This window comes from Citrobacter sp. XT1-2-2 (assembly GCF_023516235.1).
GTDB lineage: Bacteria > Pseudomonadota > Gammaproteobacteria > Enterobacterales > Enterobacteriaceae > Citrobacter > Citrobacter werkmanii.
In genome coordinates this window covers 707,550-720,835 of the sequence record NZ_CP097324.1, presented here as the reverse complement: position 1 = coordinate 720,835, position 13,286 = coordinate 707,550, and the positions used below count along the sequence as shown (strand labels likewise).

The window sequence follows — 13,286 nt, the reverse complement described above, 5'->3', positions numbered from 1 at the left end:
TTCCACCGCCATCCGGCAAACTTCCCGGCGATTATTTATCGCTGTCTTTTTGGATCTTTTTGATGATATTAGTCGTTGAGCAGCCGTCTTCGAAGTTCAACACCAGCACTTCACCGCCGTTCGCCCACACCTCTTTGCTGCCCGCAATATCTTCCGGCTTATAATCGCCGCCTTTTACCAGCAGATCCGGCAGGATGCCCGCAATCAGACGCTGCGGTGTATCTTCTTCAAAAGAGACCACCCAGTCGACGGCCTCCAGCGCGCCCAGTACGATCATCCGCTGTTCCAGCGGGTTGACCGGACGCGTTTCGCCTTTCAGACGTTTGGTCGAAGCATCGCTGTTTACCGCTACGATCAAGCGATCGCCCAGCTTGCGCGCGTTTGCCAGATAGGAGACGTGCCCCGCATGCAAAATGTCGAACACCCCGTTGGTCATTACCACTTTCTCACCGCGCTTGCGGGCGCTGGCAACGGCCTGTTTCAGCTCAGATTCGCTCATCACGCCAAAACCAGTATCTGCCCGACCGCGCACGGCGTTTTCCAGTTCAATGGGAGAAACGGTTGAAGTCCCCAGTTTACCTACGACAACACCGGCTGCGGCATTAGCAAAGTAGCACGCTTCTTCCAGAGAGTTACCCGCCGCCAGCGTCGCCGCCAGCACGCCAATAACCGTATCGCCCGCGCCGGTCACGTCATACACTTCCTGCGCCTGGGTCGGCATATGCAGCGGTGCTTTGCCCGGTTGCAGCAGCGTCATCCCCTGCTCGGAACGCGTGATCAGCAAAGAGGAAAGGTCGAAATCAGCAATCAATTTCATGCCGCGTTCCACCAGCTCATCTTCGCTTTTGCACTTACCAACAACCGCTTCAAACTCAGACAGATTCGGCGTCAGCAGCGTAGCGCCACGGTAGCGTTCAAAATCGGTTCCTTTCGGATCGATAAGCACCGGAACTCCGGCCTTACGCGCCAGCGCAATCATCTGCTGCACGCTTGCCAGCGCGCCTTTGGCGTAATCAGAGAGCACCAGCGCGCCGATAGAACCCAGCGCCTGATTAATACGCTCGTGCAACGGCTGCGGATCCACACCTTCAAAACCTTCTTCGAAATCCAGGCGAATCAGCTGCTGGTTACGGGAAAGTACGCGCAGTTTGGTAATCGTCGGATGGGTTGGTACGGAGACGAAATCACATTTTACGTTCACATCCGCCAGCGTTTTGCTCAGCGCACGCGCCGCGTCGTCAATACCGGTCAGGCCCACCAGACGCGAATTCGCTCCCAGGGAGGCAATGTTCATCGCCACGTTTGCTGCGCCACCGGGACGTTCTTCGATGGTATCCACTTTCACCACCGGAACCGGCGCTTCAGGCGAAATACGGCTGGTAGGACCGTACCAGTAGCGATCCAGCATCACATCACCGACAACCATGACTCCTGCACGTTCAAACTCTGGCAGCGTTACTTTCATTCCTGTCTCCTGAGAGATTCTCTGAGGGTCTTAAAATTTGCGCGCGATAATAGCACACTTCACTCGGCAACCAGCCACTTCTGCCAGCTGTCGCGCACCAGCGTACGTTCAGCCTCAAAGCACTCTGGCGCCACATGGCCCGGAAGCTCCTGCAAGGCAAGATGGTGAAGTTCATCACGCAGCGTCGTATAAGCATGGGTAAGCGCCAGCGCCTCCTGCTCTTCCATAATGTCATTTTGCGCCAGTAATTCCAGAATGCGCACGTTATCCGACCAACGCGTCAGCTTCGGTTTTTCATGGGCATAGCGCAGCACCAGGTATTGCGTAATGAACTCAATATCGGTAATGCCGCCTTCGTCCGCTTTGATATCAAAACGATCGCGATGCTTATTGCCCAAATGAGCACGCATTTTCTCACGCATTTCGCGCACCTCGGTTTGCAAGGTTTTTCCATCGCGGACGAGGGTCATGATATCGCGACGCACCGCGTCAAACTGAGAGGTCAACTGGGGGTCACCGTATACTACGCGCGCGCGCACCAGCGCCTGATGTTCCCATGTCCAGGCTTCGTTACGCTGGTAATCGGCGAAAGCATCCGCTGATGTTACCAGCATCCCCGCCGCACCGGACGGACGCAGCCGCGCATCCACTTCATACAAAATACCGGAGGAGGTACGGGTACTGAAAAGGTGCATAATGCGCTGCGCAAGACGCAGATAGAACTGTCGCCCGTCAATCTCACGTTCGCCATCCGTCATTACATCCATCGGACAATCGTGCAGGAAGATCAGATCGAGATCCGAGCTGTAACCCAACTCCCAGCCGCCCAGCTTGCCATAGCCGACCACGGCAAAACCGCGTCCCTCGCGATCGCCAAGATGGGTGGGTTGCCCGTAGCGAGCGACCATCTGCGTCCACGCCTGCTGTACTACCGCATCAATCATAGCTTCCGCCAGCCAGGTTAAGTGATCGCTCACCTTCATCACCGGCAACGTACCGGCGATATCAGCCGCGGCAATACGTAACAGCTGGGTTTGCTTAAACTGGCGCAGCGCTTCCAGTTGTTGCTCTTCGTCATCTTCCGGCACGCGCAGTAAATACTGGCGCAGCTCATCACGGTAGGCATCTGTCGCCGTGGGTTGATACAGCGTGTTCGGATCCAGCAGCTCGTCGAGCAACAGCGGATAGCGCGCCAACTGGCTGGCGACCATCGGCGAGGCGGCACAGAGTGAAATCAGGTGTTTGAGCGCGCCGGGAAATTCGCTCAGCAGCTCCAGATAGGTTGTACGGGTGACAATGCCCACCAGCAGCGGCGTAATGCGCGATAGCGGAACTGAGGCGTCGTCACGCGAACAGACGTCGCTCAGCAGATGCGGCATTAGATGATCCAGCACCTGGCGTCCGCGTGGGCCAATGGTGCGTTTATCCAGCTCTTTGCGAAAATCCGCGATCAGTGACAGGACGCGTCGCCGATCGTCATCCGCCAGATGCGTCAGCACCGGCGTGGTGTCATCTTCCTGTAAGGCGTCCTGCCACAGTTCGCGCCACTGTTCTGACAGCGACTCCTCCTGAGTTTCGGCTTCGTCATCGCCAATTAGTTCGTTAAATACCCGTCGCACATTGTGCATATGGCTCGCCAGCACATCGGTCAACTGCTGCCAGTCATCAACGTTCATTCCCCACGCCAGCCGCGCACGATTCAGTTCATCACCCGGCAGCGTCTGGGTCTGTTCATCATTGATGCTTTGCAGCAGGTTTTCCAGACGGCGTAAATAGAGATAGGCGGCGCGCAGTTGCTCCGCATCGGTGTCTGGCAACAGGTTTAACGCATTGATGGCGCTCAGCGTCGGTAACAGTGAGCGGGATTGCAGCGACGGCTCGCGTCCGCCGCGAATAAGCTGGAATACCTGCACGATAAATTCGATTTCACGAATACCGCCCGCCCCCAGCTTAATGTTGTCCTTCAGTCCGCGACGTCGCACTTCACGGGCAATCATCCCTTTCATGTTACGCAGAGACTGGATCACGCTGAAATCGATATAACGACGGAAGACAAATGGTCGCAGCATGGCGCGGAGTTCATTGACGTAAGTGCCATCGGCATCGCCCATAATGCGGGCTTTGACCATTGCATAACGTTCCCAGTCGCGGCCTTGTTCCTGGTAATAATCCTCCAGCGCGGAGAAGCTCAGCACCAGTGGACCACTGTCGCCAAATGGGCGTAGGCGCATGTCCACCCGATAAACAAAGCCATCCATTGTGGGCTGGTCCAGGACCTTGATGAGCCGCTGGCCCATACGGGTAAAGAACTGCGCGTTATCCAGCTCGCGTCGCCCGCCCTGCGTACTGCCGTGCTCCGGCCAGGCAAAAATCAGGTCGATATCGGAGGAAAAATTCAGCTCGCCGCCGCCCAGTTTCCCCATGCCTAAAATCAGCAGCGGTTGCGCAACACCTTCTGGATTACAAGGCGTTCCCCATTCTCGACAGCAGGCGGCGTATAACCAGTCACGCGCGGCAACGATCAGCGTTTCAGCCAGATGGCTTAGCTGCTGCAAGATACTCTCTTCCGTCACCAGCGACAGCGTCTGCGCCCACGCGATACGCACCATAATGCGACGGCGAAACAGGCGTAGCTCACGCATCAGCGTGTTTTCATCGCTGACGTCGGTCAACGCCTGCTGTAACCAGGCGGCATAGTGTCGCCATTCGTCCGCCTGAGGCGCTGCGCGTTCCAGCTCGACCAGCCATTCAGGATGGGCAATAAGGCTGTCGCGAACAAAATCACTGAATGTAAGCACTGACTTCGCCTGCACGCTAAGCGAGGACTCAGATATTGTTGTTGGCAGCCGCTCAACAACGGTCGGCCAGTACTGCTGTAACGGTGAAGAGAGCTGCTTCATTTATGAGTTATCCTTTGAATAGCGCCAAATGGCGGCCTCAGTCCTGATTATCGTTTTCCGCTGTGCAGCCAGAACGGTTCCAGCGCGATTGCCTCATTGCGGTAGTGTTCAATTTCAATATATTGGTTGGCCGCAATGGCGTGACGCAGGCCCTGCCAGTTGGCGATCCATTCCGAGGCGACATTTTCGTCATAATATCCCGCCAGCATCAGCATGCTATCAATGTTGCGCGTCAGGCGTGGAAGCTGATCGGCATAGCGATCGCCCAGCGGCTGAGCAAAAGCGGTTTTCAGTTCGGCGGCATGGCGCGAGAGATGAATATCTGAGAAACGCTTGAAGGAGTCGGCAATTTTACCCTGCGCCTTCGCATCAAGGAACGGCTGCCATCCTTTGGTTACCAGCCATTCGGTCAGCGCCAGTTTTGCCATCGCCGTTTGTGTGTTGTAAACCGCCGAAACGGCAGAAACGTCCGACGCCATGATTGCTTCCGACTGGGTCAGCAAATCACGTAGGTGAGCGCTCGCTTTTCGTGGCACATTACCGCCAAACAGCATCAGAATGTGGCGCACCAGGTCCATTGCCGCCAGTACCTCGGATTTCGCCCCCTTGACGCCGCGTACCCACAGCTCTTCATGGTACTGCCACTGGGATAATGCCAGCTCCAGCGCCGCTTCCAGACCTTGCTCGATGCTCGCCTTCGCCGGAACCCGCAAAATGCGCGTCGGTTTGAGTTCACGCGGCGCATTCCCCTGAGCCAAATGATAGCCACGCGCCGCTTTGCTCAGGCTGCCCTGACGTAAACCGGTTTGCGAAACCAGCTGATTTGCCAGCTTCAATACCGCACGGGTATCGCCGCTTAGCAGTTCCAGTTCAAGCTCACAGACAGGCTCCGCAAACTCGCCCGCTTTCACTTCCCCAAGGTCGAGGGCTATCTCAATCCGGCTACCGTCAACATCAAGGCACCATTTTTCACGGTAAAAATCGGTGCTAAACAGCGGCTGCACCTGAGAAGCGAGTTCCGTGGGTAGCTTGCCATCAGGCCAGACTTCAGCGGGAAACAGGGCGAGCTCCAGCTCAGGCGTGCTCAGCGCAACGTTATATTCTGGTCGCTGATGCAGACCGCCCGTTACCCGTCCGGCAATTTTCATGGTCATTTCATAATGACCGTTTTCCCCGCGAATACGCAGGCCCATATCGTGACCACGCAACCAGGCATCCGGCGTTTCGTAGTAGATATTCAGCAACTGGCTGGGCGCGTGACGCTCTCCTCCCAGCGTATTCAGACGCTCACGTAGCGCATCTACAGCATCACTATTGACGATAAATTTTAATTCGATTTCCTGGGCCATGGTCTTGTACTTATGGGTTATGTCACAGTTGAGAAAACTGACTGCGAACTAAGTTCGTTCTTAATGGTCAAGTAGATAGTATTTTGCGCCAAATTGCCATGCAACGAGCAATTTGACGGGCGTAAAAGTTTCGGGTGGTGGCAAAAAGGACACAGATGATTCCGATTGATGTCGAATGCTTTGCGTAGAGACACTGATGCCACTACTATCGTTCCACTTTCTATGACAATAACGACAGCCTGATGCCAAAATTACGCCTGATTGGATTAACTTTACTCGCACTTAGCGCCACTGCAGTCTCACATGCCGAAGAAAAGCGCTATGTCTCTGACGAACTGAACACCTGGGTCCGCAGCGGTCCGGGAGATAATTATCGCCTCGTGGGTACGGTTAACGCCGGCGAGGAAGTCACGCTATTACAGACCGATGCCAACACCAACTATGCCCAGGTGAAAGACAGCACCGGACGTACCGCCTGGATCCCACTGAAAGAGCTGAACAGTACGCCAAGCCTGCGTACCCGCGTTCCCGATCTGGAAAACCAGGTTAAGACGCTGACAGATAAGCTCAATAATATCGATACCACGTGGAATCAGCGCACCGCCGATATGCAGCAAAAAGTGGCGCAAAGCGACAGCGTGATCGACGGGCTGAAACAAGAAAATCAGAAGCTGAAAAACGAACTTATCGTGGCGCAAAAGAAGGTGAGCGCAGCCAACCTGCAGCTTGATGACAAACAGCGCACCATCATCATGCAGTGGTTTATGTACGGCGGCGGCGTGCTGGGTCTTGGTCTGCTGCTCGGCCTGGTTCTGCCGCACATGATCCCAAGCCGTAAACGCAAAGATCGCTGGATGAACTGAATCGCCTTCTCCGCCACACTGACATATGATTAAGGGATGATTTTTTTCAAAAGGAAAGTGGCGTGAAGATTTATCTGGTCGGTGGTGCTGTTCGGGATGCGTTAATAGGGCTACCGGTTAAAGATAAAGATTGGGTTGTTGTCGGCGCCACGCCACAAGAAATGCTCGATGCGGGCTACCAGCAGGTAGGCCGCGATTTTCCCGTGTTTCTGCATCCGCAAACCCGGGAAGAGTATGCGCTGGCGCGAACCGAGCGTAAATCAGGCTCGGGGTATACCGGGTTCACCTGTTACGCCGCGCCGGATGTAACGCTGGAGGACGATCTTCAACGTCGCGACCTGACCATCAACGCAATGGCCTGCGATGACGACGGGAAGATTATCGACCCGTATAACGGAGGCAGCGATCTGCAAAACCGTCTGCTGCGCCATGTTTCTCCCGCCTTTAGCGAAGATCCGCTGCGCGTACTGCGCGTGGCGCGCTTTGCTGCCCGCTATGCGCACCTCGGTTTTCGTATCGCTGACGAAACCATGACATTGATGCGCGACATGACCGCTGCCGGTGAACTGGAACATCTGACGTCAGAGCGGGTGTGGAAAGAAACGGAAAACGCCTTAACTACCCGTAATCCCCAGGTGTTCTTTCAGGTTCTGCGCGACTGCGGTGCGCTGCGCGTTCTGTTTCCTGAAGTTGATGCCCTGTTCGGCGTTCCAGCGCCCGCGAAGTGGCACCCGGAAATCGATACCGGTATTCACACCCTGATGACGCTGTCGATGGCCGCCATGTTAAGCCCCGAGGTCGACGTGCGCTTTGCCACGTTGTGCCACGATCTTGGCAAAGCATTAACGCCTAAAGCGCTGTGGCCACGCCATCACGGTCATGGTCCGGCGGGCGTCAAGTTGGTCGAGCAACTGTGTCAACGCCTGCGCGTACCAAATGACATCCGTGATTTAGCCAAACTGGTGGCGGAGTTCCACGATCTCATTCATACCTTCCCAATCCTGCAGCCAAAAACCATCGTTAAGCTGTTTGATTCCATCGATGCATGGCGTAAACCACAGCGCGTGGAGCAAATCGCTCTGACCAGCGAGGCAGACGTGCGTGGGCGTACCGGCTTTGAAGCGGCGGATTATCCGCAAGGCAGGCTGTTGCGTGAAGCCTGGCAGATTGCGCAGGCGGTGCCAACGAAAGACGTCGTTGAGGCAGGATTCAAAGGTCAGGCGATTCGCGAGGAATTGACCCGGCGTCGTATTGCGGCGGTGGCCACCTGGAAGCAAGAAAAGGCGATCGGTTAAAAAACTTGCCCCTGTAAAGGGGCAAGTTGAGCTCTTATCAGACGGAATTATTCTTTGATAAATTGAATAGAAGAAACTTTATCATTAAAGCCATCACGTATTGCGGCACTGCCGGCCGTGATATCGATATAATTGCCTTTATAATTCCCGTTTGCATATAGCCGCGCTTTGTAACCCTGAGCGACCTGAATTGAAGATAGCGCATCATTGAGGCTGTAAGTTGACAGATCCTTAATGTCACCATCCATAACAAGAGAACGCCCTTCCAGTCCGTAGTTCTCGTAAGCAATGGCCTTGATAATTTTTACGGATGATATCGCATTATTACCACTACTCAGCGCGGAGTTACTTTCCAGAAGCGCTATTTTTGTCCCCGAATAATTACAGTTTGTAAAAGCATTCACACCCAAACTACCCTCAGCAATTTTTACTGAAGAGATAGTGTCATTCATTTTTTTGCCTGTTGCGGATTTAACATCGGCTAAACATGAAATATCATCATTAGTCTGAATATCATCACCCAGATAATTTATATCAGTGTAGAGCGTTGCACCTTTCTCTTTTGCAACTGAGGTAGTCAGAATATCATCAACAATATTCCCTAACTCATAATCTGCCGTATCGCCACTGATATCCCAGATAATCGCACCACCAAATCCTTGCTGGTTGATGTAATCTACTTTTTCACGAATAGATTGCGGATCATCATAGGTTAAAAACTCCTGACTGCCTACGCTATATAAATAAGGAACATGTGACTGCGGATCCCAATACCGTTTGTATTCGCCACTGGCTAGTTTTTCTTTCAGAACATACCACGGGTTGGTGCCAGTATATTGCCCCTCATCATCCCATGCGCCTTTTACAGACGCCTCACCCGGCGCGAATAGCCCCGGCAGTCCCGCTTCAATTTGTGTAGCAGGAACAGACCCCCATCCTCTTCCGTAATATGGAACGCCCATCATTAATTTTTCTTTAGGAATCTGCCAAACATCCGCATATTCACTCATCGCAGAGGAGACATTCAACTTCTGATCGTCATCTTTTTGATTGGCGAAAAGCGGAGCATTGTGGCCCGTTTTTGCATCAAAAGCGCCGTGAATGTCGTATGCCATCACGTTGATACTGTCGAGGTAATCTGCGGTGACAGCCGGGTTAATATAAGCCACATTGTTATGGTTGGTTGTGACAGCGGCAGAAAGTTGATAGTACTTATCGTCTTTGCGCCCCTGCTCATCAAGTTTGGCGCGTAATGATTTGATAAGTTTAGTAAACTGCGCTTTTTCGCTGTCGTTGTCCGGATACTCCCAGTCAATATCCAGACCATCAAAATTCCATGCATGGACATAATCGACCATGCTGTTCGCCAACTTCTCAACGCCTTCATCTGTGCGAGTTGCCGCTTCAAACACGCCTTCCTGTGAGTTATCCCAACCACCAACAGAAAGCATAAACGTGACATTATTTTTTTCTGTAAGCTTGTCAAGCTCACGCATTAAATTAGGCGCCTGCGTAGTATCATGCATCGTCACTACACCGTTTTTAACTACGGCAAAACCATAGTTAAGATGGCTCAGGCCCTTATAGTTCACCTTATCGGGGGTAAAGTAATTATGCGCCTCGTAAACCCCCCATTCAGGAAAATAGCCAATCACTTTGCGCTGTGATTTAACCCTTTTCTTCTCACTATTTTGCAGTTCTTCCGCTTTCTGCCCTGTATAAGGGGTAAACTGAAATTCTGAGTAAATGTTAAAATTGACTTTATCGCCCTTTTTCCATACAGAATCCGTGGAAGGACTAACCCCTTGATCAACCCACCATTGCGCCGTCCAGTAATAGCCCAGGAAGCGAACTTTCTCTCCACCTCTATAGGTAGAGTTTGGATCATAAGGCTGGGATATAATAGCAAGCTCATCCTTGGCAGCAATAATCCCATAGGTTGAACCCGGAAAGTTATTCTGACTTTCGTCAGTATAGGCTTCCCAGGTATTTCCCAAATCTTTCGAAATCATCATCCAGGCATCAAGGCCAGAAAAACTATTGGTATCATCGTTATGCGTAACAGAAGCCGCAGATGCCAGGAAAGGAACCCCTATGGCGGCAAAAATAACTGACTGTGCAATCTTGTTTAATTTCATAACTTACTCCATTCAAACGCCATCCATTTAAGAAACAAATATATGTAAATTTAACTTTGCTGCAGTCACATTATTTAACAAAGAAAATAAAGCATACAACTTTTTATGCAGTGTTTAATTAAAAATAAGATTAAAGTGATGAATTAATTTCCCATATAAATCATCTGTACCATAGAATGCTGGCACAACAATTATATACAGTATATTAATTAAAGCGGATTATTCATTTTAAAAATGAAAACATCCTGTAAACAAACAGGATGTTTTCATCAAATTATTCAGAAAAAGACCACATAGACGGCGGCCGCAACAATAAAGCGGTAAATCGCAAACGGAATAAACGAGATGCGTTTAATCAGTTGCAGGAAGGTTTTGATCGCCACCAGCGCCACGATAAACGCTGTCACGAAACCGACTGCAAACATCGGAATATCTGACGCGCTGAGGAAAGACCAGCTCTTGTAGAGATCCAGGACGGTCGCGCCCATCATCATCGGCACCGCCAGTAGGAAAGAAAACTCAGATGCCGCGTAACGACTCACCCCCATCAGCATACCGCCAGAAATCGTCGCCCCGGAGCGGGAAAAACCCGGCCACAACGCCAGACACTGGAAACAACCGATCATAAACGCCTGGCGATAGGTCATATCATCCAGCCCCGGCGCGCGCGGCTCTTTCGGCTTCAGGCATTCTGCGGCTATCAGCAGCAGGCCCCCTACCACCAGCGCATACATCACGTTGATCGGGTTAAACAGCGATTTGATGGTATCGTGGAAAATCAGCCCCAGGACAACGGCCGGAATCATCCCGAGCAGGATATGACCCAGCGTCAACCGACCTTTGCCAGTACCTTCGTGTGGGGCTTTGCCAAAGTGAATGCCAATCAGGCCAAACAGACGTCGCCAGAACATCACCACGACGGCCAGAATAGAGCCCAGTTGGATCACCACTTCAAATGTTTTTGCGGTATCACCCTCAAAACCCAACAGGTGGCCAACAATAATCATATGGCCGGTACTGGAAACGGGTAAAAACTCCGTCAAACCTTCGACCACACCCAAAATTGCCGCCACCAGCAGCGAGTGCATATCACTCATCAATAAACCCCTACATAAAGAAACCACGGCAAAAAAGAGCCGACGAAAGGACCCTTTTATACCTGTTTGTTTTAGAAATTATTAAATTAATTATTTTCTTTCAGATTATTGCCACGCTCAATGATAACCCCGACGTTTGCCGCACGCGCCACCGCGCCAGGCTTACTGAGTTTGATACGCACCCATGGGGAATTAAAGCGACTCAGCAGGAGGTCCGCCACCTCTTCCGCTACGCGCTCTACCAGCGCAAAACGTCCGCCTTCCACATGATTAACAACCGTTTGAGCAATATCAGCATAGCTCAGGCAATCTGCGACATCATCGCTTTTAGCCGATTTACGGTTATCCCATGCCATTTCGATATCGAACACCAATTTTTGCTCGATCGTTTGTTCCCAGTCGTAAACACCGATAGTGGTGATTACTGAAAGTTGCTCTATAAATACAATATCCATCACGACCCGCCTGCTTTTTGACTAACCCGGATACCACTTCCGGCGAAATATGCGTATTATCCATAGAAGTAGCGTTTTACACGACATTTTCAAAACGGAACAGCTTATGAGTGCAATCGCGCCTGGAATGATTATCTTCGCGTACCTCTGCGGCTCTATTTCCAGTGCCATTCTGGTATGCCGCCTCGCTGGATTGCCGGACCCGCGTGACAGCGGCTCCGGCAATCCGGGCGCGACAAACGTGCTGCGCATCGGTGGTAAGGGAGCCGCCGTCGCCGTACTGATTTTCGACGTACTGAAAGGCATGTTACCCGTCTGGGGCGCCTATGCGCTAGGCGTCAGCCCCTTCTGGCTGGGATTGATAGCGATCGCTGCCTGTCTGGGACACATCTGGCCGGTATTCTTCGGCTTTAAGGGTGGGAAAGGCGTTGCCACCGCCTTTGGCGCAATTGCGCCAATTGGTTGGGACTTAACGGGCGTAATGGCGGGAACCTGGCTGCTGACCGTCTTGCTCAGCGGCTATTCGTCGTTGGGCGCTATCGTCAGCGCGCTGATCGCTCCCTTTTATGTCTGGTGGTTTAATCCCCAGTTCACTTTCCCGGTTTCCATGTTGTCGTGCTTAATTCTGCTACGTCACCATGACAACATTCAGCGTCTGTGGCGCCGTCAGGAGCCGAAGATCTGGACCAAACTGAAGAAAAAACGCGAAAGAGATCCTGAGTGACGGTACTGCCGGATGGCGACGCTAAAGCGTCTTATCCGGCCTGCAACCTACGGGATTTGATACCCTTCCACTGGCTTGCCTAATCTGTGCTGGCACCACGTCGCCAGAAACTCCACACACACGCGAAGCTTCACGCTGCGATACAGCGGCTCCTGATAAACCGCCCAGATATTGGCGCTCTGTGCATAGTCCGGAAGTACACGCACCAGTTCACCGCTTGCCAGAAACGGTTGTACGTCCCATTCGGAACGCAACATGATCCCTTTTCCCTGCAGCGCCCACTGCAACACAATCTCACCGCTGTTCGATGAAAGATGCCCGGCTACCTTGACCGATTTTTTCTCCTGACCGTTATCCAGCTCCCACACTCCGTGGGTCATATCGCGTTCTTTGGTGACCAGACAATCGTGCCGACTTAATTCCTGTAGCGTCATCGGCTCGCCATATTTTTGTAAATAGGTCGGGGCCGCACACAATATTCTTTTGTTTTTCGTTAACAAATGCGCAATATAATAATCAGGGATTTCATCATTAATACGAATATCTAAATCGATATTATCCTGCGCCAAATCAATTTGCCGATCGTAAAGCTCAAAATGCACCTGTAACTCAGGATAACTATGCATCAGTTCGGTAATGGCCGGCGCAATATAGCTGCGCCCAAAGCCAAAGCTACAGCCGATACGAATCATCCCCGCCGGGCGCGTTTTGATTTGCGTGACGTCATCAACCAGATGCTGGTAGCCCGCGAGGATCGCCTGCGCATGTTCATAGCAACGTTGACCACTTTCCGTTAACGCCACGCCGCGCGCAGAGCGGTTAAGCAACGTCGTCCCCAGCGTGGATTCGAGAATTTGAATACGTTTTGTCACAAACGCAGGCGTCTGCCCCAGCGTGGCGGCAGCGGCGCTAAAGCTGCCGCTATGAACAATTTCAACCAGCACCTGCAGGTCTTTCGCCAGGGGATACGTGTTCAGCATGGTCGGTATATCCGTAATGT

At 52.3% G+C, this 13,286-nt stretch carries 10 protein-coding genes; 3 read left to right on the top strand and 7 right to left on the bottom strand.

Going from position 1 to position 13,286, the window contains the following annotated elements; all coding sequences use genetic code 11:
• Positions 1 to 31: 31 nt before the first annotated feature.
• Genes hldE through M4I31_RS03510 form a run of 3 tightly spaced genes read right to left on the bottom strand, consistent with a single transcriptional unit; the run spans position 32 to position 5,714 of the window.
• Positions 32 to 1,465, bottom strand: a complete 1,434-nt coding sequence (gene hldE / locus M4I31_RS03520; protein WP_038633941.1) for a bifunctional D-glycero-beta-D-manno-heptose-7-phosphate kinase/D-glycero-beta-D-manno-heptose 1-phosphate adenylyltransferase HldE — start codon at positions 1,463 to 1,465, stop codon at positions 32 to 34.
• Positions 1,466 to 1,524: 59 nt separating this feature from the next.
• Positions 1,525 to 4,365 carry a bifunctional [glutamate--ammonia ligase]-adenylyl-L-tyrosine phosphorylase/[glutamate--ammonia-ligase] adenylyltransferase gene (glnE, locus tag M4I31_RS03515; RefSeq protein ID WP_085048720.1) on the bottom strand — a complete coding sequence of 947 codons (2,841 nt, stop codon included), beginning with the start codon at positions 4,363 to 4,365 and terminating at the stop codon, positions 1,525 to 1,527.
• A gap of 47 nt (positions 4,366 to 4,412) precedes the next feature.
• Positions 4,413 to 5,714, bottom strand: coding sequence for an inorganic triphosphatase (locus M4I31_RS03510; protein WP_085048719.1), 1,302 nt, complete (start codon positions 5,712 to 5,714; stop codon positions 4,413 to 4,415).
• A 242-nt stretch (positions 5,715 to 5,956) separates the two neighbouring features.
• Here M4I31_RS03510 and M4I31_RS03505 point away from each other — a divergent pair, with 242 nt between their 5' ends.
• Complete coding sequence (locus tag M4I31_RS03505; protein ID WP_048232822.1) at positions 5,957 to 6,577, top strand: TIGR04211 family SH3 domain-containing protein; 621 nt, start codon at positions 5,957 to 5,959, stop codon at positions 6,575 to 6,577.
• Between the two features lie 62 nt (positions 6,578 to 6,639).
• A complete protein-coding gene (locus M4I31_RS03500) occupies positions 6,640 to 7,872 on the top strand; it encodes a multifunctional CCA addition/repair protein (protein WP_085048718.1) in 1,233 nt (410 codons plus the stop codon).
• Positions 7,873 to 7,919: 47 nt separating this feature from the next.
• Here the strand turns inward: M4I31_RS03500 and M4I31_RS03495 are convergent, their stop codons facing one another.
• From M4I31_RS03495 to folB, 3 genes are all read right to left on the bottom strand, one after another.
• On the bottom strand, positions 7,920 to 10,010 hold the full coding sequence (locus M4I31_RS03495) for a glycosyl hydrolase family 18 protein (protein ID WP_085048717.1): 2,091 nt from the start codon (positions 10,008 to 10,010) through the stop codon (positions 7,920 to 7,922).
• Positions 10,011 to 10,288: 278 nt separating this feature from the next.
• Complete coding sequence (bacA, locus tag M4I31_RS03490) at positions 10,289 to 11,107, bottom strand: undecaprenyl-diphosphate phosphatase (RefSeq protein ID WP_085048716.1); 819 nt, start codon at positions 11,105 to 11,107, stop codon at positions 10,289 to 10,291.
• 86 nt (positions 11,108 to 11,193) lie between these two features.
• Entirely contained in the window at positions 11,194 to 11,562 is a 369-nt protein-coding gene (folB, locus tag M4I31_RS03485; RefSeq protein WP_038633959.1) for a bifunctional dihydroneopterin aldolase/7,8-dihydroneopterin epimerase, read from the bottom strand.
• Between the two features lie 106 nt (positions 11,563 to 11,668).
• On the opposite strand from folB, the gene plsY reads away from it, so the two are divergent.
• Positions 11,669 to 12,286, top strand: a complete 618-nt coding sequence (gene plsY / locus M4I31_RS03480) for a glycerol-3-phosphate 1-O-acyltransferase PlsY (RefSeq protein WP_003828443.1) — start codon at positions 11,669 to 11,671, stop codon at positions 12,284 to 12,286.
• Positions 12,287 to 12,333: 47 nt separating this feature from the next.
• Here plsY and M4I31_RS03475 read toward each other — a convergent pair whose 3' ends face one another.
• Positions 12,334 to 13,266 (bottom strand): LysR family transcriptional regulator, encoded by a 933-nt coding sequence (locus M4I31_RS03475; protein WP_069324353.1) that lies wholly within the window; start codon positions 13,264 to 13,266, stop codon positions 12,334 to 12,336.
• Positions 13,267 to 13,286: the final 20 nt, after the last annotated feature.

Bases quoted from the DNA above. Each gene is read 5' to 3' on its own strand.
- M4I31_RS03475 (WP_069324353.1), bottom strand. From the start codon at position 13,266: ATGCTGAACACGTATCCCCTGGCGAAAGACCTGCAGGTGCTGGTTGAA.
- bacA (WP_085048716.1), bottom strand. From the start codon at position 11,107: ATGAGTGATATGCACTCGCTGCTGGTGGCGGCAATTTTGGGTGTGGTC.
- folB (WP_038633959.1), bottom strand. From the start codon at position 11,562: ATGGATATTGTATTTATAGAGCAACTTTCAGTAATCACCACTATCGGT.
- M4I31_RS03495 (WP_085048717.1), bottom strand. From the start codon at position 10,010: ATGAAATTAAACAAGATTGCACAGTCAGTTATTTTTGCCGCCATAGGG.
- glnE (WP_085048720.1), bottom strand. From the start codon at position 4,365: ATGAAGCAGCTCTCTTCACCGTTACAGCAGTACTGGCCGACCGTTGTT.
- M4I31_RS03510 (WP_085048719.1), bottom strand. From the start codon at position 5,714: ATGGCCCAGGAAATCGAATTAAAATTTATCGTCAATAGTGATGCTGTA.
- hldE (WP_038633941.1), bottom strand. From the start codon at position 1,465: ATGAAAGTAACGCTGCCAGAGTTTGAACGTGCAGGAGTCATGGTTGTC.
- plsY (WP_003828443.1), top strand. From the start codon at position 11,669: ATGAGTGCAATCGCGCCTGGAATGATTATCTTCGCGTACCTCTGCGGC.
- M4I31_RS03505 (WP_048232822.1), top strand. From the start codon at position 5,957: ATGCCAAAATTACGCCTGATTGGATTAACTTTACTCGCACTTAGCGCC.